Annotated in this window: 27 protein-coding genes; 15 read left to right on the forward strand and 12 right to left on the reverse strand. The window is 35.7% G+C overall.

Annotated elements, in window-relative coordinates; genetic code table 11:
• The first annotated feature begins 9 nt into the window (after positions 1-9).
• Positions 10-1,212 (forward strand): MFS transporter, encoded by a 1,203-nt coding sequence (locus tag Q0371_RS01520; protein ID WP_298467412.1) that lies wholly within the window; start codon positions 10-12, stop codon positions 1,210-1,212.
• On the opposite strand, the gene Q0371_RS01525 is transcribed toward Q0371_RS01520, so the two are convergent.
• Complete coding sequence (locus Q0371_RS01525) at positions 1,194-1,418, reverse strand: hypothetical protein (RefSeq protein WP_251553138.1); 225 nt, start codon at positions 1,416-1,418, stop codon at positions 1,194-1,196. The two genes, Q0371_RS01520 and Q0371_RS01525, sit on opposite strands and share 19 nt — an antisense overlap.
• A gap of 152 nt (positions 1,419-1,570) precedes the next feature.
• Here Q0371_RS01525 and Q0371_RS01530 point away from each other — a divergent pair, with 152 nt between their 5' ends.
• The 5 genes from Q0371_RS01530 to Q0371_RS01550 all read left to right on the forward strand — a co-directional run bounded on the left by Q0371_RS01530 (position 1,571) and on the right by Q0371_RS01550 (position 4,712).
• Complete coding sequence (locus tag Q0371_RS01530; protein WP_298467414.1) at positions 1,571-2,107, forward strand: copper resistance CopC family protein; 537 nt, start codon at positions 1,571-1,573, stop codon at positions 2,105-2,107.
• On the forward strand, positions 2,104-3,210 hold the full coding sequence (locus tag Q0371_RS01535) for a CopD family protein (RefSeq protein WP_298467416.1): 1,107 nt from the start codon (positions 2,104-2,106) through the stop codon (positions 3,208-3,210). The genes Q0371_RS01530 and Q0371_RS01535 overlap by 4 nt, the downstream gene beginning before the upstream one ends.
• A 125-nt stretch (positions 3,211-3,335) precedes the next feature.
• A complete protein-coding gene (locus Q0371_RS01540; RefSeq protein ID WP_298467417.1) occupies positions 3,336-3,842 on the forward strand; it encodes a GNAT family N-acetyltransferase in 507 nt (168 codons plus the stop codon).
• A gap of 123 nt (positions 3,843-3,965) precedes the next feature.
• Entirely contained in the window at positions 3,966-4,061 is a 96-nt protein-coding gene (locus Q0371_RS01545; protein ID WP_222123056.1) for a putative holin-like toxin, read from the forward strand.
• A gap of 183 nt (positions 4,062-4,244) precedes the next feature.
• A complete protein-coding gene (locus Q0371_RS01550; RefSeq protein WP_298467424.1) occupies positions 4,245-4,712 on the forward strand; it encodes a GNAT family N-acetyltransferase in 468 nt (155 codons plus the stop codon).
• 13 nt (positions 4,713-4,725) lie between these two features.
• On the opposite strand, the gene Q0371_RS01555 is transcribed toward Q0371_RS01550, so the two are convergent.
• Positions 4,726-5,133 (reverse strand): DUF2809 domain-containing protein, encoded by a 408-nt coding sequence (locus tag Q0371_RS01555; RefSeq protein ID WP_298467426.1) that lies wholly within the window; start codon positions 5,131-5,133, stop codon positions 4,726-4,728.
• A 158-nt stretch (positions 5,134-5,291) separates the two neighbouring features.
• On the opposite strand from Q0371_RS01555, the gene Q0371_RS01560 reads away from it, so the two are divergent.
• The 3 genes from Q0371_RS01560 (at position 5,292) to Q0371_RS01570 (ending at position 10,059) form a co-directional block, all read left to right on the forward strand.
• The gene (locus Q0371_RS01560) at positions 5,292-5,783 is read left to right on the forward strand and encodes an RDD family protein (protein WP_298467429.1); all 492 of its coding nucleotides are present in this window, start codon (positions 5,292-5,294) and stop codon (positions 5,781-5,783) included.
• A gap of 600 nt (positions 5,784-6,383) precedes the next feature.
• Positions 6,384-7,835, forward strand: a complete 1,452-nt coding sequence (locus Q0371_RS01565) for a carbon starvation CstA family protein (protein ID WP_298467432.1) — start codon at positions 6,384-6,386, stop codon at positions 7,833-7,835.
• Positions 7,836-8,037: 202 nt separating this feature from the next.
• Entirely contained in the window at positions 8,038-10,059 is a 2,022-nt protein-coding gene (locus Q0371_RS01570) for an ATP-binding domain-containing protein (protein ID WP_298467435.1), read from the forward strand.
• Here Q0371_RS01570 and Q0371_RS01575 read toward each other — a convergent pair.
• Entirely contained in the window at positions 10,051-10,773 is a 723-nt protein-coding gene (locus Q0371_RS01575) for a MerR family transcriptional regulator (RefSeq protein WP_298467438.1), read from the reverse strand. The genes Q0371_RS01570 and Q0371_RS01575 overlap by 9 nt on opposite strands.
• Positions 10,774-11,066: 293 nt before the next feature.
• Here Q0371_RS01575 and Q0371_RS01580 point away from each other — a divergent pair, with 293 nt between their 5' ends.
• Both Q0371_RS01580 and Q0371_RS01585 read left to right on the forward strand, forming a co-directional pair.
• Positions 11,067-11,552 (forward strand): tetratricopeptide repeat protein, encoded by a 486-nt coding sequence (locus tag Q0371_RS01580; RefSeq protein ID WP_251553128.1) that lies wholly within the window; start codon positions 11,067-11,069, stop codon positions 11,550-11,552.
• 1,402 nt (positions 11,553-12,954) lie between these two features.
• The gene (locus tag Q0371_RS01585; RefSeq protein WP_251553125.1) at positions 12,955-13,434 is read left to right on the forward strand and encodes a hypothetical protein; all 480 of its coding nucleotides are present in this window, start codon (positions 12,955-12,957) and stop codon (positions 13,432-13,434) included.
• A 443-nt stretch (positions 13,435-13,877) separates the two neighbouring features.
• On the opposite strand, the gene Q0371_RS01590 is transcribed toward Q0371_RS01585, so the two are convergent.
• From Q0371_RS01590 to Q0371_RS01615, 6 genes are all read right to left on the reverse strand, one after another.
• Entirely contained in the window at positions 13,878-14,750 is an 873-nt protein-coding gene (locus tag Q0371_RS01590; RefSeq protein ID WP_251553123.1) for a DMT family transporter, read from the reverse strand.
• Positions 14,751-14,973: 223 nt separating this feature from the next.
• Positions 14,974-15,549 (reverse strand): lipoprotein BA_5634 family protein, encoded by a 576-nt coding sequence (locus Q0371_RS01595; RefSeq protein WP_298467445.1) that lies wholly within the window; start codon positions 15,547-15,549, stop codon positions 14,974-14,976.
• A gap of 180 nt (positions 15,550-15,729) precedes the next feature.
• Positions 15,730-16,962, reverse strand: coding sequence for a transglycosylase SLT domain-containing protein (locus Q0371_RS01600; RefSeq protein ID WP_298467447.1), 1,233 nt, complete (start codon positions 16,960-16,962; stop codon positions 15,730-15,732).
• A gap of 123 nt (positions 16,963-17,085) precedes the next feature.
• Entirely contained in the window at positions 17,086-17,598 is a 513-nt protein-coding gene (locus Q0371_RS01605; RefSeq protein ID WP_251553120.1) for a hypothetical protein, read from the reverse strand.
• Positions 17,591-19,321, reverse strand: coding sequence for a sensor histidine kinase (locus tag Q0371_RS01610; RefSeq protein ID WP_298467449.1), 1,731 nt, complete (start codon positions 19,319-19,321; stop codon positions 17,591-17,593). The genes Q0371_RS01605 and Q0371_RS01610 overlap by 8 nt, the downstream gene beginning before the upstream one ends.
• Positions 19,322-19,332: 11 nt before the next feature.
• Positions 19,333-20,013: a response regulator transcription factor gene (locus Q0371_RS01615; RefSeq protein WP_298467451.1), complete on the reverse strand. Its 681-nt coding sequence runs from the start codon at positions 20,011-20,013 to the stop codon at positions 19,333-19,335.
• 259 nt (positions 20,014-20,272) lie between these two features.
• Here Q0371_RS01615 and Q0371_RS01620 point away from each other — a divergent pair, with 259 nt between their 5' ends.
• From Q0371_RS01620 to Q0371_RS01635, 4 genes are all read left to right on the forward strand, one after another.
• A complete protein-coding gene (locus Q0371_RS01620) occupies positions 20,273-20,782 on the forward strand; it encodes a hypothetical protein (protein ID WP_298467454.1) in 510 nt (169 codons plus the stop codon).
• Positions 20,783-20,946: 164 nt separating this feature from the next.
• Positions 20,947-21,813 (forward strand): SDR family oxidoreductase, encoded by an 867-nt coding sequence (locus Q0371_RS01625; protein ID WP_298467457.1) that lies wholly within the window; start codon positions 20,947-20,949, stop codon positions 21,811-21,813.
• Between the two features lie 94 nt (positions 21,814-21,907).
• Positions 21,908-22,072, forward strand: a complete 165-nt coding sequence (locus Q0371_RS01630) for a hypothetical protein (RefSeq protein WP_298467459.1) — start codon at positions 21,908-21,910, stop codon at positions 22,070-22,072.
• A 27-nt stretch (positions 22,073-22,099) separates the two neighbouring features.
• On the forward strand, positions 22,100-23,599 hold the full coding sequence (locus tag Q0371_RS01635; RefSeq protein WP_298467461.1) for a serine hydrolase domain-containing protein: 1,500 nt from the start codon (positions 22,100-22,102) through the stop codon (positions 23,597-23,599).
• Positions 23,600-23,653: 54 nt separating this feature from the next.
• Here the strand turns inward: Q0371_RS01635 and Q0371_RS01640 are convergent, their stop codons facing one another.
• From Q0371_RS01640 to Q0371_RS01650, 3 genes are all read right to left on the reverse strand, one after another.
• Entirely contained in the window at positions 23,654-24,346 is a 693-nt protein-coding gene (locus Q0371_RS01640) for an AIM24 family protein (protein ID WP_251553114.1), read from the reverse strand.
• Positions 24,347-24,416: 70 nt separating this feature from the next.
• A complete protein-coding gene (locus tag Q0371_RS01645) occupies positions 24,417-25,547 on the reverse strand; it encodes a serine hydrolase domain-containing protein (RefSeq protein ID WP_251553113.1) in 1,131 nt (376 codons plus the stop codon).
• Between the two features lie 79 nt (positions 25,548-25,626).
• On the reverse strand, positions 25,627-25,806 hold the full coding sequence (locus tag Q0371_RS01650; protein ID WP_251553112.1) for a hypothetical protein: 180 nt from the start codon (positions 25,804-25,806) through the stop codon (positions 25,627-25,629).
• Positions 25,807-25,911: the final 105 nt, after the last annotated feature.

Below are 25,911 nucleotides of genomic sequence, written 5' to 3' on the forward strand. Positions count from 1 at the left end.
AAAAAGGATATGTGGAGAAATAGAAACGTTTGGATTGTTCTAATAGGGGAATTAGTTGCTGGCTTAGGACTTTGGAGCAGTATAATAGGAAACCTGGAATTTATGCAGGAAAAGGTCCCCTCTGATTTCCACAAGTCCTTGCTGCTTGCTAGTGGTTTACTTGCAGGAATTCTTGTAGGCCCACTAGCAGGTAGAATCATCGACCAGTCCAATAAGAAAAAAGTATTAATCCTTTCTGGTATCGGTCGACTATTTAGTGTGTTATTTATGTTTGTTGCTATTGCTACAGGATCCATTTGGTGGATGTTATTATTTCTAATAAGTCTGCAGGTATCCGCATCCTTTTACTTTCCAGCTTTACAGGCTACTCTGCCGTTAATTGTTAAGGATGAGGATTTACTTCAGTTAAATGGTTGGCATATGAATGTTTCCACTATTGCTAGAGTAGCAGGTACTGCAATTGGAGGTCTTGCGTTAGTTTACTGGCCAATCCAATCTCTGTATATTATTTCAATGATTGCTTATGCAGGGATTCTTGCATTTACCTTTATGCTCCGAATCGACGAAACTGCTAGAGAAAAAATGCTAGTGAGTAATGGACCTAGAAAAGATGGTTTTAAAGAGGTTTTTCCTATGCTTAAAGGGAATATGCCTGTCATGCTGACACTACTCCTAACCCTAATACCTGTTTTATTTTTAGGTTCCTTTAACTTGATCGTCATTAATATTAGTGAGATTCAAGATTCATCTTCTATAAAGGGAGTCATTTATGCAGTCGAGGGTGTAGCCTTCATGATTGGTACCCTTGCTATTAAGTATATTGGGAAAAGATATAGCACTAAATCTATTCTCTTCACTTTCGTATTTGTCATTGGTCTTGCTGAGATATCTATGTATTTTGTTGCAAACCCAATATTAACACTAGTAAGCTTTGCTTTGTTTGGTTTCTCTATTGGTTGTTTTTATCCAACAGCATTAACCATTTTCCAAAAGCAAGTGCCGACAGAGTATCATGGTCGATTCTTCTCTTTTCGAAATATGCTGGACCGAATTTCGTTCCAGATTGTTTTGTTATCGACAGGTGCCATGTTAGATTTAATTGGTCTTCCGTACATGATGGTCATATTCGGTGTATTTAGTATAGGGTTAACAACTATTTTTCTGTTGCAAATTCAAAAAAGAAAGCTATCGTTTCAGATACCAACTGCATGAACATAATAAAAAGCATTTCCATCGGGGTATAAACCTTGTTGGAAATGCTTTTTATGTTTGTTATGAAGGTGATGCAATTTTTCCTTTTTAGTTTTAGTTTTTCTAACATGCGTGCTGAATTCAATGTCATTTCTCATCGATGATACATCTTTTCCAGTTGTTCTTAGCTGATGAAGTCTTTTTTTCTTGGCATGTGATTTAGCCATATGAATCTCTCCCTTTATAATAGTTTACATCTTCCATATTAGAGAAATTGATTGTAAAATTCAATCTTTATCGTAATTCTATAGAATGTGGTATAAGTAATAGAGAGCACTATATTTATTTAAGCATACATACTACTTTGGAGGTCAAACTTATGAAAAAAATATTAAGCTTAATTGCGATCTGTTTATTTCTATTTGGAGGGAAAGCTTTTGCTCATACAGGTTTAGAAAGCTCAAATCCTTCGGATGGCAGTACAATCACAGATCCAATAGAAGAAATAACACTTACTTTTTTAACTAAGATAGAACAAACTAGTTCTTTTAAGATAAAAGGAACAAATAATAAAGAGATTCCGGTAAAAGACATTGTTGTGGTCGATGATCTAATGACTGGAACAGTAGAAGGTATGGATAATGGAGAGTATACACTAACATGGAATATCATAGGTGCTGATGGACATCCGATTCAAGGAGACCTATCATTTACCGTAAATCTTCCTGTTGTTGAAAATCCAGTGGAGGTAACTGAAGAAGCTGAGACTGATGTTGAAGAAACTGCTCCTATCGTAGAGACAAACGAGGTGGGAAGTGACTCATCCTCCAGCGGTTTCTTTATATGGATGATTATCGGTTTAGTAATTGTTTTAGCGGCTAGTTTTTGGGTGATAAATGGGCGAAATAAAAAATGATGATGCTTTTATCAACCATTAGCGAAGCCTTTCTATATGCCTGCTTTGCATTGTTAATGGGGAGCTTTATATTTTCACTCATCCCAGAAGATCTAAAGCCAACGATTGTAGTTTCTAAAAAGGCAAAGTTAATTGCAGTTGCTGGTATAGCAGTATTTTCCTTTATGCCCGTATTCAATATAATGATTTATTTGCTGGAGGAATACAGTTTTCTCTATGTATTAGAATCAGTATTATTGACGTTTGAAATAGGTAAGGCTTGGATCGTAACGATTGTGATCACCATTTTTCTAGCAGTCTTTATTTGTTTATTTGACGATAGAAATTCACCTGCCTATCCTATTTTGGGGATTGGATTATTGCTTGCGATGGTCGCAGCAATGAGCTGGACTACTCACTCACACGCTGTTTATGGTATACAAGGCTTTATCACGCATTTTATCCATTTTGGGACTGTGATCGTTTGGATAGGTGTTTTAACAATGGTAGCTTGGTTTTCTATTAACAAAGAGAATTGGATGGCCTTTTTAAGTTGGTTCCATACAATGGCTGTTTTTTGCTTTGCAATTATCTTTGTGACTGGTCTAACTTTAATGTCATACTCGATGACTATCACGGAATATCCGAATTCATGGATGCAGCCTTATGGTCAAAGTCTTCTGATCAAACATTTACTTATCCTTCCCTTGATAGGCTATGCATTCATTAATGGATTCTTGATGAAAAGAAAGCTACGTGTAAAAGAAAATGTAGATCCGCGACCTTGGACTCGGTTAGAATCTGTTATCGTATTATTTATCTTTGCAGCAACAGGTGCTATGAGCCAGCAGGAACCACCACACAACAATGTGTTGCTAAGTAATGAAACACTTTTACAAGCCTTCGGTATCTTACCGTCTAGTGAAGGCTCTTTAGTTCCTTTAACAGTGGAGCTTGTGGCAAATTACAAAGGTATTTCTTTTGGTATTCTAGCTATGGCCTTTTTAGCTATTAGCATCTATTCCTTTATCAAAAAAATGCCACCAATATTCTCATTTATTATGAGTATTTTATTAGTCCTATGTGCGTTATTTGCCATCTCATTTAGCGTAATAGCGTATTAACTAAAAAAGCACTTCTTACAAGGAATTTCTCCTTTGAAGAAGTGTTTTTTTATTATATTTATATATAAACTCATAATTACTTGTCGTATAATATGAGAAAACATGGAGAAATGAAGGGATTAGGCATGATTCATAAAGAGATAGCTATCAGGAAACTGATAGAGAACGATTGGGAAAAGGTGCGTGCGATTTTTAAAGAGGGTATTCAAACCGGAAACGCAACCTTTCAAACGGAGGCTCCTACATGGGAGGAATGGGATGCTAGCCATACAGCCAATTGCAGATATGTAGCGGTGTTGGAGGATCAAGTCGTAGGCTGGGTTGCCCTAAGCCCAATTTCGAGTCGAGAGGCCTTTTCTGGAGTTGCTGAAGTAAGCATTTATATATCTGGTTCCGCGACCGGTATGGGGATTGGCGGAAAGCTTTTAAAGCATTTGATAGAAGAAAGTGAAGAACAAGGATTTTGGACAATTCAATCCATGATCTTTCCAGAAAATGAAGGAAGTATTCACTTACATAAAAAATATGGATTTGAAACAGTCGGTACGCGCAAACAAATGGGTAAGCTGAACGGTGTCTGGAGAGACGTCGTATTATTAGAAAGAAGAAGCTCTACATTAGGAAAGGATTAAAGTTTATATATGGGAGAGTTATGAGATATAATAGAAATCAAATAGATTAGTAATCTCATGGGTGGTTGGCACAATGATCCCTTATGTCACGGCAAAGCGAGACAGGAGGGAGGTGCTGCCTTTTTGACTGTATTTGAATCCCTTGTAATTATGATTAGCTTTGGTTCGCTAATTATTGCTTTAATTACTTTGGCACTTTCAATGACACAAAAAAAGTAACCCACCTGTGAGTTAGCGCTCGGATGGGTTACTTTGCCTTAAGAGCCAATCCCCATTGAAGGGAACTAGTCTATTTTGCCGCTCGGATGCTACCAACATCTAAGCGGTTTTTTTATTTTATACATTTCTTAACACGAGTATACCAATATTTTATGCTAGTATCAATCTAAAGGGAGTGATGAAATGAATATGAAACTGGCTGAAAGAAATGATCTCGTTTCCATTATAAATATTCTAGACAAAACGACGCTGAAACTATTAAGGAAAGGAATTGAGCAATGGTCTTATCCGTGGCCATCATCAATTGTGGAAGAGGAAATAAAGCAAGGCTTAGTCTTTAAGATGGAGCTAGATAATGAGATAGTGGGAACTTTTATGATAACGCCTATCCCTCGACTAAATAGCCTTCATATTAACCCAAACAGTCTCTATGTAGGAAGAATTGCTATTCTACCTGAATATCAAGGTAAAAACCTTGGTGCCTCCATTATTAACTTTTGCCGTTCTTTTTCTAAGGAACACAAAAAAGATATGTATTTAGACTGCTGGTCCGGAAATAACAAGCTTAAGTCATTTTATATGAGCTGTGACCTAGATTATTTAGGAGACTTTCCTGAGGATGATTATCATATAAGTATATTTCAATTTTAATAAATGTATTTAGTTAGGAGGTGGTTTGTTTAGGGAACTTGTTCCATAAAGCATCAAACAAATATGCTATACCTACACCTAATGTATATCTCCAAAGATCTTCGATTAAAAATCCACTTCCAAATATTAAAGCCCCAAGCGTAGTTCCTCGAATACTATTCATCCACTGACCTTGATATAACTGACTAAATTCAATTCCAAAACAAAAGATTAAACTGATGCATAAGGAAAGAAGAGGTGGTTTAGTAACGAAAATGAATCGTGCCCCAAAGTACACCATGGCTGCCCAAAGAGCGTCACCCGCATTTTCGGCTACGATTTCTATAAGCAAGTAATCATATTTTCTAGAAGCTAGTCCAGATACGATCATGAGCAAAGTAAGTGCCAAATACGTGATACGTAAATGAATAATTGGTTTCAAAATATACACTCCTAAAAAATGTGTAATAAATATGGTAATTCCTATATTTTCTGACAAAATAATAGTTTATTTAGATTTACATAGTATAATTAATATTGTATTTGTCTGAATAAAGAGTTAAATAAAAGATTACTTGAAGAGAAGGAGAGTGAAAAACTATGGAAAGAATATTATTTAACCTAGCAAGTGCTCCCAGAAGAATTATAGCATTTTTAGTGGATAGCTTACTCTTTTTTTTACTGGCTATTATCATTTCATTCATTGTCAAAGGTGATTTTGATAGAAGTTTTATAGACAGCAAATATTGGGACGCAATCTTTGCATTATATTTAACGATTCTCCCAGTCGTTTGGAGCGGCTATACCGCTAGCAAGAAAATGCTCAACATTAAAATAGTTCGTGTAGATGGAGAACTGGTAACCTTCCAAAATATGCTATTAAGAGAACTAGTCGGCAGGTACTTATTGGGGGTTGTAAGTTTTGGTATAACTACCGTCGTAAGCTTTTTTATGATCATATTTCGCAAAGACAAGCGAGGTATACACGATTTAATAGGTGGGACAATAGTAGTTCCAAGTAATAAGAAAAAAATGCATTATTCATCTGAAGAGGAATTATTAACGGGAGAGAGAGAAACTATACGTCTTTAGATTATTAATTTCTTATTCTCTTAGTATACATACAGAGAAATGGTGGGGAGCGGATGAGCGAGCGATTTGATTTGAGTTTTAAAAACAAGGAAGTTAGGATGTGGTTTTATATTATATTGCCGACAGCTGTCGCATGCAGTATAACCTTATTATTTATTAATCCTAAATACACTTACATTCCACAAGTGATAATTTTTATTGCCTGGATCATCTATTACTTATGGAGATTTTTTCATAGACGTCATAGAGATCAACGTGATCCTAATATAGACGGTCATTAATACATTAAACATTAAGTAGTGCTGTGAAATGGAAATGCTGCCTTTTCAATCATTTGGTCAAATACATAGCCAAGAAAGTGTATTAATCTTATTCTGAGATTGTGTGTGCAATATAATTAATAAATTGCGGGTTCATCAGAGTTCCTCACGGGTTAGATAATAAGAAATTATAATTATATAAAAAGGAATAACTACTTTAGAAGATAAATATAAATACAAGAAAACGGTTACATAATAAAAGGATTTTTGAATAATGTTTCGACTGAGAAATATAGGTTTTAAATTTAAAATTAAAAAATAATTATAGAGGGGGAAAAACATGTTTACCTTTTTAATTGCAATTGTGATCCTTGTGATTGCTTATTTTACGTACGGGAAGTTTATTGAAAAAATATTTGGTCCCAAAGAAGACAGAATGACGCCCGCCTATGCTAATCAAGACGGGGTAGATTATGTACCTATGAGCAAGAATAAAAACGCTTTGATACAATTACTAAACATAGCCGGGACAGGACCAATCTTCGGACCGATCATGGGAGCTTTATATGGACCTGTTGCCTTTATCTGGATTGTCGTAGGAGCTATTTTTGCTGGAGCAGTACATGATTATTTAACAGGCATGATTTCCATTCGGAACCGTGGAGCACATATTCCTGAACTTGCTGGGAAATTCCTAGGAAAGTTTTCCAAACACTTAGTAAATGTTTTTGCACTTTTATTGCTATTACTAGTTGGTACTGTGTTTGTTACTACACCAGCTTCCTTATTTAGCGCACTCCTGGATAATAGAATAGCACTAGGTTATATTATTGCAGCTATCTTTATTTATTATTTCTTATCCACAGTATTACCAATTGACAAAATCATTGGTCGCTTTTACCCAATCTTCGGTGCAGTTTTATTAATCGGGACACTTGGAGTTGGCGGAGCATTAATGTTCTCTGATTATACAATTCCTGAATTGACTTTAACGAATATGCACCCAGCAGGGCTACCTATATTCCCAATCCTATTCTTAACGATTACTTGTGGAGCTTTATCTGGCTTTCACGCAACACAATCTCCGATTATATCGAGGACTACTCAAAATGAGAGTCAGGGACGGTACATTTTTTACGGAATGATGATTACCGAAGCAGTTATCGCAATGATCTGGGCTGCTGCTGCAATGAGCATGTTCGATGGGCAGGGGTTACAAGGATTAATCAATGAGGGTACCGCTTCTTTAGTAGTTAAAGAGGTATCTATGACCTTACTAGGAGCAGTAGGTGGAACAATCGCTGTATTAGGTGTAATTGTACTACCGATCACATCTGGTGACACAGCATTCCGTGCAGCCCGTTCGATTATTGCTGATTATTTAAATATCAATCAAGCAAAATTAACCAAACGTCTTGCAATCGCGATACCATTGTTTGCAATTTCATTTCTATTAACGAAAATAGATTTTAATATTTTATGGAGATATTTCTCTTTTGCAAACCAAGGAACATCTGCACTAGCTTTATGGATTGCTACGATGTATCTAATGGTAAAAGGGAAGAATTACTATGTCAGCTTAATTCCTGCACTTTTTATTACCGACATGATAGCAGTCTATATACTAAATGACGCAAAGCTTGGGTTTGGATTAGCTTACGGAACAGCACATATTGGTGCTCTAATCTTTACGGTAATTATTACTGCACTCTTCTTTATGAAGGCGAAGAAAAATAAAAAAGAAGGCTTACAAGTTGATTTAGAGGAAACAAAGGGAGTACCAGTTCCTTAAACAAACGAGATGGGTAGTTCGCTGCCCGTCTTTTTTTATGGTTTTAAATTATAAAATTCTGAACCTGTAATAAATTGATGTCTAGCTCCACCGCCTTGCCCCGACAGGCGCTTGCGCTTTTCTTGTGTCAAACCCTCCATTATAACCCCAGCGAAATAATAATTGTTAGAATTGGCTTTGGTGTTTAAAGGGAGGGCAAACAATGATGGATAAAAAAGAGATAACATATTTTGAAAAGATTGAAGCTGACCTTGAAGAAGCTTATCAACGTCTATCTGAAGATATAAATAATCAGGATCAAAACTATAAAGAATTACAAAAATATACGATTGAGTATAAAAATGAGCTCGATAAATTTGAAGTGTATGATTATCAACAGACGCTAAATATGATTGATAAACAAGGGCTTGCACAAGTATTAGAAAGAGAACAAATAAAAAAGCTGATTGAGTCACCTTATTTCGGTCGATTTGATTTTGTCTATAATGGTGAAGAACAGGTCGATGCGGAAACCTTTTACATTGGGCGATTTGGTTTTAGAGATGAAGAAGGTACTTCGCTTATCTATGACTGGCGTGCCCCTATTTGTAATATGTATTATGAATTTGAGCTAGGAAAAGCTTACTACGAAGCCATGGGAAGATGTTTTGAAGGAGAACTCATAGGCAAACGTCAAATCAAAATAGAAAACTCACAGATTAAATATGTCGTAGAAAGCTCATTGACGATTCAAGATGAGGTACTACAACAAACACTCAATCAACATGCTAGCGAGAAGATGAAAACAATCGTCACTTCCATTCAAAAAGAGCAAAACAAGATTGTGCGTAATGAATCAGCCTATAACGTCATTATACAAGGGGTTGCTGGGTCTGGGAAAACAGCAGTTGCATTACACCGTATAGCTTATTACCTTTATAAATATAGAGACAGCTTACGTGCAGATCGAATTTTCATACTGTCTCCAAACAAAGTGTTTGGGGACTATATCTCGTCCGTATTGCCAGAGCTAGGGGAGCAGCCTATTCGTTCCTTTACTATTGATGATCTGACGGAAAGCTTATTGCCGCCGGCTGTCACGTTCACTTCCTATGAGCAGGAAACGCGAGCAATTATAATGGACCCTTCTGGAGAGCTAGCTACACGTGCGAAAATAAAGTCTAATTATTCATTTGTGGAACGACTAAACACATTCTTAAGCGACTTAGATACAAAGTTATTAAAGAAAGAATCCATATCGATTGCAGATACAGAATTTACAGCTGATTATTTAAAAGGACGTTTCTTTCAGTATCGAAAAGAACCGGTCGCTACTCGTTTAGAGCTGCTGGCAGATGATATTCTTCAGGTATTAAAAGCTAAACGAAACGGGGAAGGGACATACCCAAGTAAGAATGAGATTGTGAAGAGATTAAAAAAACGATTGTTATACACGACTCCATTAGATATCTATCGTCATTTCATAGAGGAACTAGGAGAAGATTTATTTAAGTACTCAAAAAAGACGTTTGAATTCAATGACGTATATCCATATCTATACGTTCAGTTATATTTTAAAGGCATTAAAACCTTCGAGCTGGTACAGCATTTTGTGCTCGATGAAATGCAAGATTATACGCCAATTCAATATGCAGTTCTATCGAAAGTGTTTAACTGTAAGCGGACGATAATAGGTGACTTCAGCCAAGCATTACTGCCATATGAAACTATTTCTAAGGAATCCTTCGAAAACATATTCTCTAGTATAGAATATGTAGAATTGACGACAACTTATCGATCCTCCTATGAAATAGCTATGTACGCAAAGAAATTTATGCGAACCGGTGATATTCATCCAATTGCTCGTCACGGGGAAGAGCCAGAAGAAATGATTTATAAGACTTTTGATGAGATGATAGCGATGATTCATCAAATGATTCAAAATGATTATAAAACAACAGCTATCATTTGTAAGACAGAAAACGATTTAAATAGGCTTATAAGCAGCTTAACCGTTCCATTTCATGTTTTAGATGGACAAACAGAAAAATTTGAAGCTGGCCTTCTTGTCACAACCATCCAGTATGCAAAGGGCTTAGAATTTGATGCAGTTTTGGTTCCCTTTGTAGATGAGTTTAACTACCATACGTCATATGACCAAGGCTTACTTTATATAGCCACTACAAGAGCAATGCACCAATTAACAATGTTCATCGATGCAAACAACAAATCTCCATTATTGTAGCTTTTCTAAAATCGCAATGATTAACTTAACGTTATTCATTGCTTTTTTTAGGTTTACTTCCAGTTCATCGGTTACATGGTAAAATTCATCTTTAAATTTAGCAGAGCTCAAAAGGGATTGAATATCTGTTACATGGTTTACCGATTCAATTTCTTCAAAAAGGTGAAGGATACTTGCGATAGAGAAATGGGCGCTACGTAATGTACGAATGATCAATAGCTTTTGCATATCTGAAGCCGCATACTGACGACGATTTTGTGCACTTCGAGAAACTGCAAATAAACCGTTCCGCTCCCAGTTTCGAACCGTTTCCTCTGTTAATTGCAGTTGTTTGCAAGTCTCTTTATGTGTGAAAATGGGCAAATTTGTTGTTTCCTCATGAAGCAATTTATCCACCGACTGAATAGCCTTCGTCATATAGTCGTATTCCGAATGTAAGAAGCTTAGATAGGCTTTGGCAGACAGCAAACTTTTATGAAACAATTCCTTTCCGCTAAGTAAAACAATTTCGGTAGCCTTCTTACGTAAATTATTTTGGATAAACTCTTGTTTAAAGGCAAGCCGAGCAATATATAGTTGTCGTAAATGAATCTCACTATATTCCCGGTAGCCATTTTCTTTTCTAGGAACGGGAGAGATAAACTTCCACTCCTCGTAGAGACGAACGGTATTTGGATGAATTTGCGCTTTTTTAGCAATCTCACTTGTTCTCATATAAGATCGCCCTTTCTATCTTTAGGTAGTATAAGTACGTACATCCACATTAAACGTAACATAATAATTTTAATACAGTATAGGTAAGTTGCGTACATTTTCATAGATTTATGGATAAAGAACAGCACGATCTAAAAAGGCTTTTAACGGAGCAGCATTAGTAACGTATAGGAGCAGATTCTCTAGATAGCAGAGACTGAGTGAGCAGCAAGTAACCTATTGTCTGAAATTGCCAAGCTATTGTATTCTTTATATAAAGGTTAGTATCTTTTAAAAGTGGAAGGTGAGTTACGATGGAAAAAATGATAGAACAAGCATTACATTTAAGAAAAGAGGGCCAATTATTAGAATCGAACCGTATTTTTCTTCAATTGGTCAAAGAATTTCCTCAAGATGCTTATATTAACTACCAATGTGCCTGGAGCTTTGACACACTAGGAGACGAGTCACAGGCCGTTCCGTTTTATGAGACAGCAATTAGCCTAGGTTTACCTGAAAAAGACCAGGAAGGGGCATTTATAGGCCTTGGAAGCACATATAGAACTCTGGGAGAGTATGATAAGTCCCAAAAAACCTTGGAGCAGGGGCTAAAACAATTTCCAACTAATAGAGCCATGCAAGTTTTTTTAGCGATGACTCTTTACAATTTAGAGAGCCATCAGCAAGCGATGGAACTTTTACTGAAAAATATAATGGAGACGTCGAATGATGAACATATTCAAAGCTATAAAAAGGCGATTGAATTTTATTCAAACAAGTTAGATCAGACTTGGAAATGAACAAATATTCCGATGAAGAAGTAATTGGAATTATTGAGGTACTTTATAAGTATGCTTTATCTAGCTATTAGATAAAAATGAAAAATCTGTTGGAAAATAGCAGGCGTTTTTTATCCAAAATGATGAATTTTACGGGATGGAAACAAGTGTTCTGTTTATGTTTATTGGAAGTTTTGGATGAAGAATGGCGCTAGAATAAGCCCGTATAGGCTTATTTCGTAAATCTATAACGCTTATAATAGGGAATAATTCTTCTACTAAATCCCTTTAGAACAATAGGTGTCTACTGTCTACGAAGAGGGAGCATAGGCGAAATGAGTTTATTATAGTGTTCTAATAGAAAAAGTTTGCTTACTAATTACCAGTATAACTATCCGACTAGCTGACATGAATATTTGACAAAGGACACATTAACTCGTCGTATAAACATATAACATTTTCCATTTAAGAGGAAGATGTTGAAAACTTCAGAAGGCAAAATTTTTTCTGTGATACAGATATAAAGAGAAAGAATATTTGTAGATCTGGATGATCAAAAATTCTAACGGAATATTGTAAGATAAATTGAACTATTAAAAGAAGGAATATATAAGAAGGAATTAAAATCGAAAGTAAGGCTAAGAATTGCAAACAAACATTAAGAAGAAAAAATATAAATTTTAATGCTACCAATAAATCTAATGTAATTTTATAAACAAACCAAAAAAAGCACGTTTTTCTCAAATATCTCACTGTTTCAAGTATACTTATGTAATGAAACGTAACTCCGTATAATTTATATTATGTAAACTAAAATATTTTTAGTAATAGCAATAACCAATCACTTACCTTCCCGTATATGTACATGAACAAGAATCTACCGTCACTTCGGACAATAATATCCAGACACTCCTTTTTCAAATATTAATTCAGTTTTTTATGTTAGAAATATTATTTTATCTCTTTTTAGTGGTGTTAATTTAAATGATTAAATATAGTTTTGCTGTTTAATTTGCGATCACTTCACTTAAAAAGTCATTCTAATCGCAGATCTTTCTTCTCCTCTACAAATAACTAATTGATTAGTCATTAAAGCAATACTTACAGTACACAATTGAATTCACTTGCTAAATAGCTTATTAGAGCTACTGGAACTTCATCTGTTACCTTTGTTACTAATATAGTAAGATTATCTCTATAATTTGCAAACGTATCCTCTAGTCTTTCAATTTTTAATCATTTCAACAGTTTTTCATTCATAAAGAATTGTAAAAAGTTCCCATGATAATTCACCAAAGAAAGAAGTCAAATTCTTCTTTGTATATTTTTAATCCAAAAGCCAGTTTTCAATAAAATAAAATACTTTTTCCTAATAATGGTAATATACAATTTCAGGTGTTGACACAAAAGGAGGATGGAATATTTGGAAAAACTACTGACAGTAGCACTCGTTTCGATTATTTTAGCCGGTTGCTCGGACGAGAAAGACAATATGGGCGCAGGTACAGACTACAAGAAGGAAATCGAGGCACTACAAAAAGAGAACCAAGAGTTAAAGGACATCATGAGTGATTACAGCTCGTTCCTACAGGAAACCGACAGAACTTCTAGACGTTTCATGGATCTACTTGCAGCTGAGGATTTCGAGACGCTAAAAGCCGAGTTCCCCGTCGAGTTCGAAGTGATAAACAAAGCGATACACCTTAAAGAACCGGAGAACAACGCACCGTTCGAAGTCGAACTGGCCAAACAATCAAAACACATCGGTTTCTTTAACAAAGACGATGAAATGACCGAGATAGGCTATTACATGTACAACCCTCAATACGACAGCAACAGTCTAGTCGTGTTCCATTACGGCAAGGACAATCAACTGGAGTACGTATACTTGGGTGCCAGATAGAATAAGAGAAGGAGTTCGGAAATCCGACACCCCTTCTTTTTTTGGATTTATTATTCCGGCAATGTTTCGATATAGTTCTTGATTCGCTCAGCAACAGCCCTTCCTGCTGCCTGACTCTTAGCGAGGGTATCTAGCTTACTCACATCGGAATTGTTACTTAAAAAGCCGATTTCGCACAGAACACCTCATGCCTTCTGTTCAAACTATTTTTTTCGATTACGTATTCCCTGTTCAATTAATATACTAAAATATATAAAACGTTACTCTTTGAACGTGTTGGGTTGAAATGAGTGATGAAATTAAGCATTTCAACGACTTGATTACTTCCTTTATCAAAAAATTGTAGATCTTTTGGGTAAAAATCAGACTTGTTTATAATTAGGCTTTTACACCATAGAAACAAAAAACCAGACTCCAGATAATATGTAAGCCCAGTTTCGTTGTTAAGCGTTTATTATAGACTTTTTAAAGGATGGTTTCACTTCCGCGATAATAATAGCGGTAAATATCAGGCAGCTTCCAAAAATCATTCTCCCTGTTAAAATTTCACCTAATAATAATACCGAGAAAAATGTTCCAAATAAGGACTCTGTCGACAGAATTAACGCAGATTTTGTTGGATCTGCATACTGCATTCCAATATTTTGACATACATAAGCAATTAAAGTACAAAAAACAGCTAGATATATTATTGTTAAAACGCCCTCCACACTTGCTGAAGTAGGAATTTCTCCAAGTATAAGAACACCAATCCAACTAAAAATCGAAGCTACGAAGAATTGGACAATTGTTAATGCTAGTGCATCTTCTTTTTTTACGAAGATATTCGTATAAAAAATATCAAATGCAAACGCGAATGCACACAGAATTGATAACATATCTCCGACATTAATTGTAAATGAATCTTGTAGAGATAAAAATCCAATACCTACAATCGCGATGATAGCTGCCAAAATCTCAAAGTGGTCATATCGACGTTTATAAATGATGTAAGCAATAATAGGTACAATGATCACATTAATAGCTGTTAAAAAGGCATTTTTTGAGGGAGTTGTATACTCAAGCCCTAGTGTTTGTAATGAAAACGCAATAAATAGAATAGCACCTAATATAGAGCCTTTCCAGAAAACACTTTTAGAAATTAGTTTTAGTTTTTTAGAGAAAATAATGGCTAATAGAACTGTTGCTAATGTAAAACGAAGCGCCATTAATTGCATTACACTCCAATGTTCTAAGCCTACTGACATTCCAACAAATCCGCTCCCCCACATAACAGCGGTAATAATCATTAATAATTCACCTTTATACTTCTTCATGCTGAACCTTCTCTCTAATACATAGCAAGAACATTAAGATATAATCTTTTTTCAATTTAATCAATATAAGAATCATATTATTACTTTTTCACAATATCAACTAGACAATAAAATTTTTTTTAATTTTTGTTATTAACTATCTCAAAGTAATTACAATAAGCGTAGATTCTCAAAATCTTAGAAAATAAAATAGGACTGCCTATAATAGACAGTCCTTACTGTATTAGTTTTCTATTCTAACTAGCTGAGTTTTTTCTACATCATATTTCAATCCATCAGCACTCGGATCTTTATCATATTTAAGTACAGCCATCGTTTTTTCCGTACCTTCTATTGCATCATAATCTGCATTAGTGACGATTAGGAACATATCTGTGTATGCTCTACCTTCACCAATGATTAAATTACCTTCATATTTTACGTTTTCCATAGCATCCAGTTTTTCCACCTTTTGCTTTGCGAAAAGTAATCCCTCACCTTCTGAAACTTTCGAAAGAGACTTAGCTACTTTTGTTTTTCCTTTTTCTTGGTTAGTTATTTCTCGGATTAATTGTTTGCTTACAAGTTCTTTTGCTGTTTCTTCCGTTAGAACCATTACCTTTTGTTGACCTTGCTCTATCATTTTAATAGTGAACTGTTCTTCTTCGATTATTTCTTTTTTATCACGCTCTACAGAATCTATAATATCTTGTTGTTCGCCATACAGAATGACCCCATTAGCTTTTGCAAAAAGATTGCACCCTGTTAATACGGTTGTTGCTATAACGGTAGTAAGAAATATAGTTAGTAACTTTTTCATTTTTTTTAGCCCCTTTGTTTTTTAATCTTCCTTGCTATAACCCTATTATAGGGGAGATTTTTACAAAGAGCCTTCGCTTTAGATGACGTTCACATTACAATATTGCAACCTTGGATTTCCAATTAAACAAAAAAGAACCATTCTACTTCAAGTCGTAGAATGGTTTAAAATGAATACTTTTTATTGTCCCAGTAACGCTAGCTTGCTTTTAGATGGCGTTTCGTATTTTATATTGGAGGACTTCTGGATGTAGCTCCCCCCGCCTACGCCATATAATCCGCCATTGTTGCTCTTGTAATTATATACGCGGTATTCTTCGCCTTTTTTAAGCGTACGGACAGTCGTCAATGAACCGTTGCTATCCATTTTTACTAGGTTTGTATTCGATAGGATAGTAACTTTACCTATTTGTCCTAGTTTAAGTTCAGTTTTCCCCCACATTACCTTTTTAACAGGTTGAGTATTCGTTTTTTTGTTAATGTAAGCAGAGGATATAAAACCAACATGTTTTTTGTCTTCTGTTCTAACTGGATACCATACAAATTGATTTATGCTCGTTAGTGACTGGTCATATAAAAATGTTCCTTCAATAATTAAGGTCGTATTCTTACCTAAAGTAGTTGAAGCAGATGAAGTGCTGGGTTGCGATCTTAGCCTTACATTGTCTTGAGCTACACTAACCTTGTCTCCTTTTTGGAAATGATACGAGGAAGCATGCATAGGACTCGTAAATGTGTACTCTTTCTTCTTAAAAACTATGTTTTCGGTGCTGCTAGTATCATATTCAAAGTCCTCTGAACGGAAGTCTAGCTTTCCTAATTTAGAATTGTTCAAGTAACTGTCCTTTTCGATAAAAGAAAAGACCTTCTCCTGATATGCCTCGGTATTATTTAAACCATTGGATTTATAAACAGGGCTATTAGCTGGTTTTATACCGTTATAAGCCATGACTGGAAAATACCAGCTCTCGATAATTTCTGGTCCTGCTCCTTTTATTTTCGGTAGATCATTACGTTGATACATACTCTTAAGGATTTCCACACCAGCCTGAATATTGTAGGTGACATGGTATTTTAATCGTTCTTGGTCATAAGCTGCCTGATTAGTTATCTGCATAATACCTATCCCTTGGTCCGTTGAAACGATTGGTTGTCCATTTTCATTAAATTGTTTCCATCCACCATTTTCTTTGGACGCCACAGCTTTCACAACCTCCGGAGGAATATTAGCATCTAAAGCTGCATTTGTAAGTAGGCAATTCATATGTTGATATGATGGATTTTGATTTTGCTTAATATCTCCATATGAAGAACATTTAGCTTCCCATGTCGGCTCGGCTGAAGCTGTATCATATATTCCAACTAGTAGTACCAAACAAGTTATATGGCCCGCAATGATTCTAGATATTTTCATTAATAAATACTCCATTCATTGAATATTTTATATTTATTAGTATATTTTACCATAAAATATTAAAGATGAGCTTTATTAATTACAAAAGGTGGATTTAGAAAAAAAGATAATCAGATACAGATATTAATATAAAGTTAGAGTTTTTTCCCAAGTTAACTCATTTCCCTGGTCATCCTTGAAAATAAATTTAACCTGACCTTCCTCGCCTTTCATAGCATCAGAATAGAAGAACCCGGAATACTCGCCGTTTCCACTAATATAGAACCCTTCTTCTCCGCTAGCTCCATGTTCAATGGCTTCTTGAACAGTATTAATAACTTGACTTTTATTTGAAATCCACTGCATTTCTGTTAAGGAGAATCCCTCTGGTACTTCTTTTATGACAAAGTCAAAGCTATTCCCTTCAATTGGTTTAGCTGTTTGGTCAATAACAATTAAAATCTCCTCGTCCGTCACTTGTTTCAGTTGATTGTCTTCAGTTTTAGTTTCATTTTCGTTATCCGATGTTCCTTTTGCTGCTGTTGATTCATTTTGACTATCTTCCGACTTGTCAGATGTAGTAGAATTTATTTGTGTTCCACAGCCGCTGGTAAAGAAAAGTACCGTTATAGCTATAATGTAAATAGATTTATTCATCTTGTTCTCCCCTATCCTCATTTAATGTAAAAGAAAATGCTACTCCTTGATTTGTATTCATCCCTCGATATTCACTTTGATGAAGCTCGAGTATATGTTTCACTATGGCTAGCCCCAAACCGGTACCACCGGATTTGCGGTTTCGTGAGTTTTCAATACGGTAGAATTGTTCCCAAATATTGCTTAGCTCTTCCTCCGCGATGAATGAGCCAACATTTTCTATTATTACTGTCACTTTACTCACCTCTGTTCGAGTAATACTAACGGTTATTATAGTATTCTCGGAAGCATGCCGAATTGCATTGCTCAAAAGATTCAAGATAACCTGTTCAATTCTTCTGTAATCTGCTTTAACTAATATTTGATCAGCTTCAAAGTCATAGCTGAGTAATAATCGCTTGCTCTCCAACTGCTGAGAAAAAGATTCAGCTACATTCTCTATTAAATCGGTTAAAGAGAAGTTTTCCATCTGTAAGCGGATAGCCTTTGCCTCATATTTCGAAAGCTCTAGCATATCTAAAATTAAGGCATTCATCCGATCTGTTTCACTAACGATCAGAGATAGATACCGTTCGCTTTTTTCTTTAGCTATATTATCCTGCAAGCCTTCAGCGAAGCCTTTTATAATTCCAAGAGGGGTTTTCAGCTCATGAGAGAGGTTTGCAATTAACTGTTTGCGAAGTTTCTCAGCCTGCTGTTTCTCTTTTATTTCCCCTTGTAGTTTCCCATTTGCAAGTGTTAAATCATTTAAAGCTGCTTGTAAATTATTCGATAAGGAATTCATGTCTCGCGCAAGCCCACCAAATTCATCCTTGGAACGGATTTCTATTTGCTCAGAAAAGTCGAGTTTAGCTAAGCGCGTTGCAGAACGGCTTAACATTCTTATCGGTCTTGAAACAATCCTAGAGTAAATCATAGACAGGATAATAACCAGAGCAATAACAATAGGAGCTATTAAGATAAAGTATTGTTGAAGTACCTCGACGGCCTCTCCAACAGGCTGTAAAGAAGCCATAACCATTAAATACCTGTCCTGATCCTCTAGTGCGGATGTTAAGACAATGTAATTTACTCCACTCCATTTGTCCTGCCATTGTCTTTGTACGACAGATCCATCTTTCAAAAGTGATAATTCTCGAGAATTAGGTATCCAATCATTTAAGACTTCATCGATGAGAGTGTCTTGATAGAGAGGGTTGTATGACCTTTGTTCTGGTAGTAGAAAATCAGTTACCTTTCCATGCACTCTTGACAGTCCCATTTGGACGTCCCTAAATTGAGGAGGGTTAATCTCAACTGGCTGTAAAATTTTATTTTTTTCATCTATGAAAATTCCATCTATAACTAATGTATTGCCAATCTCGAGTTCTTGTGGAAGTGATCCCACCTCCATCCCCTCATTGGGAATTCGAATAGAGATCAAGGTTTGGTCAACGTTTAGCTCGATATAATATGGTTCTATTGGGATGTGGTTAAAGTATTCATTTAGTATAGAAATTGTTGCATCTTTTTGATTCATTAAGGAAGCAATTTGCTCGTTTATTTGTTGTTCATTTAGTTCCTCTTTATTGATTTGATCTTTTAAATAAATCATATTCTCTTCTAATGTTTGTACCTTTGACGAATGGTAGAACTTTTCGAAAAAGAACACTTCAGCTAGCATGATAAAAGAAAAAACAATTAAAATAAGAGTAGTTGTTACAATAAACAGTTTAAAAACCACACTATTTCTTCTCATGATTCCACTTCAAATTTATAGCCAGATCGTATAACGGTATAAATATATTTCCCTTCTACTCCAAGCTTCGCTCTTAACTTTTTTATATGTGTATCTACGGTGCGTAAATCTCCCATATAGTCATACCCCCATACAGCGTTTAAAATATATTCTCGGTGTAATACCTTGCCGTAATGCTTGATAAGAAAGATGAACAAATCATACTCTTTTGGTGAGAGAAGTATCTTTTCGTGAGCAACCGAAACGGTATGTGCCGATCGATTAATACGTATATTCCCGTAAATCTCCGTCTCTCCATCCTGTACGACAATACCTTCCCTTCTTTTTATCAATGCATTGGCACGGGCTACCAATACCCTTGGACTTAGAGGCTTAGTAACATACTCATCTGCACCTAGCTCAAATCCCAAGATTTGATCATCGTCTTCTGATTTTGCGGTAATAATTATGATAGGTACCTCCGATTTTTCACGAATGTACTTGCATACAGACCATCCATCCATTTTAGGCAACATGATATCTAAAATAACTAAGTCAAAGTTTGTTTGATTGAAACATTCAATCCCTGCTTTTCCGTCATCTGCTTCATAAATTTCCCAATTATCCCTTTTGAAATAGTCTGTTATAAATTCCCTCATCAACATGTCATCCTCAATCAACAATACCTTTAGTTTCATAGTTTAAGACACCCATTTCTCCCTCAATCTTAGTCATCACCCCTAAGGCTCACTATAAAGGCCTTATGTGTACTTTGTGTGTATTTTATATTATTTTTGAAAAGAATTATATAATAGTAGTTAAAATCTTCCTATTTTCCTATATTTGTAGTTCCTTAGCACAAGGTCTGTTTTCCATAATAATAACTGTCTAACTCCCTCAAAGATGCTGACATATACTAATAAAGGGTCGAATCAACTGTTATTGGAATGATTGAAAATGTGGACTGAATCACAAATAAGTGCTTGGATTGAAGCAATAGGAACTGTTTTATCTGCTATAGGAAGCACTCCTTCATCCGTTTTATCAGATGAGATACTAAACGATTTAAATGTCATTGGTTTGGCATTACAGGCTATTGGAAGTAGTCTAATCCCTCAAAATCAGGATTATTTATTCGTTGTAGGCAGCCAGCTGGAGGCGATTGGAAACTTGGTATCCTTACAAGCAGAGTTTATAGAAAATGAAAATGTTAGCTCGGTATTAAGTTCACAAGGTGATTTGATCGAGGCAGTTGGTGGAGCATTAACGATTGATTTCACAGGAAACCAATCTATACAAAATGCTTTAAATAATATAGGTGATGTTATTCAAGTAATTGGAGCTGCTTATCAAGCATTATCGGTTAGATATCCACCTAATAGTTTAAAAAATCAGGAAATCAATACAGTAGGTAGCTGGATACAAGCTGTTGGTGCCGTTCTATCTGCTATTTTTGTGGAGGGGTAAGGAAACTAGTAATTGTATTCTTTATACAAAGCATTTTCGATGATCTTCCTCCCCTTTTACTTAAACCTTTTCTCCAGTCGTATATTCCCTTTTATGTTTGGTCATTATTGCTATGGGTAATTAATCATTATAATGGAAAATTACAATTAGCTTTCAAGAAGGGAATGATTCTAGTGGAAAACCAAAAAAATGAAAAAATTCCAGCACAAGAACAAAAACGCCAACCAGGAATTGAAGCAGAAATGAAGCCAAGACCAGACTTCTCTCAAAACCTTGCTGGAAAATCTCAAAGACTAGCCGGAAAAATTGCTTTAATCACTGGTGGAGATAGTGGTATTGGACGAGCAGTAGCAGTAGCTTATGCTAAAGAAGGTGCAGATATAGCAGTATCCTACTTAGATGAGCATGAGGATGCGAAAGAAACTAAAAAATATGTAGAGAACGAAGGAAAAAAATGTGTCTTACTACCCGGAGATATTGGAGAAGAATCTGTTTGCCAAGACATAATAAAAAACGTAATCGATGAATTTGGAAAGATTGATATATTGGTGAACAACGCAGGTGAACAGCATACTCAAGCATCATTAAAGGACATAACTGCTGAACAAATGGAGAAAACTTTCCGTACAAACGTGTTTAGTATGTTCCATTTGACTAAAGCTGCGCTTGATCATTTAAAAGAAGGAAGTACGATTATTAACACTACTTCTATCACTGCATTCCAAGGTGCACCTAATTTGATTGATTATTCCGCTACAAAGGGTGCTATTTTAACGTTTACTCGTTCACTAGCAGGTTCCCTTGTAGAACAAGGAATTAGAGTAAATGCTGTAGCTCCAGGACCAATATGGACGCCGCTTATTCCTGCCTCCTTTGCTGCTGATGAGGTGGATGGTTTCGGTAGTCAGACACCTATGAAACGACCAGGTCATCCAAGCGAGTTGGCTTCGGGCTATGTATACTTAGCATCTGAAGATTCGTCTTATGTAACTGGACAAGTACTTCATATTAACGGCGGTACTCCTTTGTAATACGTTGTATATCATCCTAAAACAGGTTCCTCTTTCTTAAGATGAGGAACCTGTTTTTAGATTTTACATAAATAAGCAATGGGATGTGCTGAATATGGAGATTTTAAATCAGTATGCTTCCCCCTTCACCTCCTCTCCTCTAGTATTATTAAACAAAAGACTAGATAAGACTGCAGACTTAGACAATTTTAGCCTCGAGCCTGATAACCAGTTAACACTATTACGGTATGATGAGTTAATAGATGGAATATTTCTGTAAAATAAGAAAAATACAGGAGGAAAAGTATTGAAAAAATCTATTGATACGAAGAAACTAGGCTTTGTTCTTCTATTAATATTTATCCTATTAGCTAAGTTACCCTTTCCCTTTTTAGGTGAAGTATACGCTAATCACACCTTTAAAACTGAAGACATTGATAAGTTTGTCACTAGCTATTTAAAGCAGCACGGACTACCTGGTGCTTCCATAGTAGTTGTAAAAAACGGTCAATTAATATATGAAAAAGGATATGGTCACGATTCTGAAGGGAATGCTATAACGGAAAAATCGTTAATGAGAATTGGTTCCGCATCTAAATCATTTTCTGCATTTGCTGTTTTACAGCTTGTTGAGGAAGGTAAAGTACAACTCGATGATCGAGTAATTAAGTATTTGCCAGAGGTCACACTTGATGATTCACGCTGGAAGGAAGTTACGATTCGTCAACTTTTGAGTCATACATCAGGTATACCAAATCCGATTATTGTTCCACCAGCGAATAATTTAAAAGCGGGAGTAGAACGTTTAAGTGATTGGAGGCTTCAAGCAAACCCAGGAGAGAAATATTACTATAGTAACGCAAATTACTGGATCATAGCACTTTTAGTAGAAAAAATTAGTGAACAGGAATTCTCTGAATATCTTAAACAAAAGTTATTCTCTCCGCTTGGAATGGACGATTCACTTGCTAATGTTAATTCGGGAGACTTAGTAGTTGGTCTACCTAGAGGATATGTAACCGTATATGGAAAGGCAATGCCTTGGTCAGAGCTAGAAGCGATGAATATGGGGGCTGGAAGTATTATATCTACAGCATCTGATATGGGTAAATGGCTTTCTATGCAAACAAACGAGGGTAAATCTGAAGAAGGAGAGCAATTACTATCAAAAGAATTATTAGAAGAAACTTATTCTCCACAACTTGGAAGTGAAAAATATGGTCTTGGTTGGGAATTAAGCTCACCTAATGTAAAGCCAGCACGCATTTCACATAGCGGGGTGGAAACAACCTATCAAGCACAACACGATATAATACCAAATAGTGGTTATGCAGTTGCAGTTCTATTAAATAGTTTTACTCCTACAATTGAACACGCTTATGAGATAAGTACAGGTATTATCCAATTGACCGAGGGGCAAAAACCTGAACTAAAAGCTCCAGTATCTAAAATTATTGATTTATCACTTGGAGTTATTACAATGATCTATTTGTTAATAGGAATTAGAGGTATTCTGCGGAGTAAAAGATGGTCTGAGGAACGGAAAAAACAAACCGCTTGGAGATTTGTCCTTGGATTAATGCCTCAAATAATTCCATCATTATTAATCGGATGGTTGTTTTTTATTGTTCCCACATTACAAAATAATAGTTCGACCACAATGAATGTATTTGGTCTTTTTCCAGCTGCGATGTTCTTACTAGCTATAGTTTTCATGATTGGTGTAGTTCTTACCGTTTTAAGAATCTATTATCGAATATCATTCAAGGATAAGAATTATACGAAAAAACGCTCAGAATTACTCTGAGCGTTTTGTATGCCATTAATTATGGTGAATTTTTTCGAAATATATTGCTAACACTTAACTCTGCCTTTGGAAATATACCTCTTCATAAGGTTGTACAATAACAAAGCCGTCTCCTTGGAACTTCATTTGAATCGACTCTCCACTACCTCTACCGACGAAGGTTTTAAAGGAGACGTCTGTTTGGAAATCAGGCTGAAGGTTACCGGACCAAGCCACGGTAGCATTAGGATCTGTAAAAACAGGCTTTCCTGGAGTCACACGCAATGTAAGAGGCTCGTAATGAGATGTAATAGCCACTAAACCAGTTCCTTCACACTTTACATTAAACAAGCCCCCAGACATCATTCCTGCCACTTTTTTCATGATTTTAATATTATGCTTAATCGTAGGCTCAAAAGCTAGCAAATCATTCCCATTTACAAAGATCGCTTCATTTTGTAGATGAAGGATAATGATTTTCTTTCCACTGTCGGCAAGATATAACTTACCATGGCCATTTGCTTTCATAAGCGAGGCGCCTTCTCCTGTTAAAGCTTTTTTGAACATTGCACCCATCCCCTGCTCAAAAACGCCCTCACGCTCAAACTTAATCTTTCCATGATAAGCAACCATGGATCCTGCCTTTGCCCAAACTAGCCCCTCCAGATTAACCTCCAGTAGACGTTCCGTTTCTAATTCAAAAAAGCCTTCTCCCTTATCTTCCTGCTCCGTACTTTTTATAAATTCAGCTATTGAATATCTACTCATCAACAAACACCCCTTCTACTTATCATATACGTTGAAGATTCAAACTATGATTTAATTCGATTAATAAAATCTATAAATCTAGCATGATATCCATGATCTTGCTACTGATATCACGATGGACGCTACTATCAAAGTTTAAAAGAATGGCGATGCCAATACTTTCCTCTGGTATTAATGATATTAATGCTCTAACTGCCATTTGCCCTCCGCCATGCTCTACAATGGTTTGGCCCTTATAATCCTCTATAAACCACCCTAGCCCATAAAAGCATGTATTCGTCTCGTTATCCCAATCTTGAGAAACGCGACTCTCTCGACTTTGCATTTCCTTTTTTGAAGAAACGTCAAGTAACTGGTTAAAATCTTTGTTCAAATGAAACAACATATAGGCTGCCAAATCTGTTGCGGTAGAGTAAAGGAAGCCTATCGGAGCAGCCAATGAATTCGTTGGATAAGGCGTTTCAATTTTATCAGGCCCCATATAATATTTAGCATAATTGTCATCGTCCATTATGATACGGACATCTGCCGTAGTTCTCTTCATTTGTAATGGTGTAATAAACCGATTTTGAAGGAAGGATTCCCAGCTTTCACCTGTAACCTTCTCTATCAAATCTCCTAAAATAACATAAGCATCCGTACAATAGTTCCAAGTATGTCCAGGAGGGTAATCTAACTCAACCTTGCGAAACCATCTAGTGATATCCTCTCTACTATGGATACTAGTTACCTCTTCTTCTTTTAACCGATAATGGGCTAAAGCCTCACTCCATTCAGTTGGTGTATCTGAATAAATCTCCCTTACATTTGGCGCAACCAAATTGGCTATCCCTAAATCAGCTGGAAAACCAGAAGTGTGACTTAATACTTGCTTTACTGTGATATGATCACTCGAGTCTTTCTCTTTTGTCCGAAAGTAGGGCAGATAATGTACGATAGGCTTGTCTAGTTGAATCAAGTCCTCTTCGACTAATTTCATCATACATACTGCAACAAAATTTTTAGTTACACTCTGAATACTCATATACGTATTTTCATCAATTAATTTAGGGGTAGGTTCCAGCTGAGCGTATCCATACCCTTTAGCAAAAATTAGTTTCCCATTTTTAACAATAGAGACACTAATTCCAACTCCTTTTTCTTCTATAACTCCATTTATTAAAGCGTCTATTTCTTCTAGTTTAGTATTTATTGTTTTCATATTTTCTCCTAAACTTTTACTTTATTAACCGGTTTAGTTCTCGTTTACATAAAATCAAATTTCTTATCTTTTTATTCTTTTAAAATGACTGATTGTTATACCTCTCTACTTCTCTATCTGAGTTGGCTTGGGCAGCTACCTGGTTCATTGTTTTCTTATGCTCCAGATTATATTTTCTACTACCTAAACGATCCACAAGATAGGCAGCTAGTATGATACCTAAAAAGAAGCCCCAAAAAACCCACATAATCCAGTGCATGACACCCTCTCCTTCTACACGCTAGTATACATACGTTTAAATATTTGGAAAGTTTCAATTATTATAACTGAAATAAGAAAAGAACCCTATCGCTAGGATTCTTTT

Origin of the sequence: uncultured Psychrobacillus sp. (genome assembly GCF_938022135.1) — a bacterium.
GTDB lineage: Bacteria > Bacillota > Bacilli > Bacillales_A > Planococcaceae > Psychrobacillus.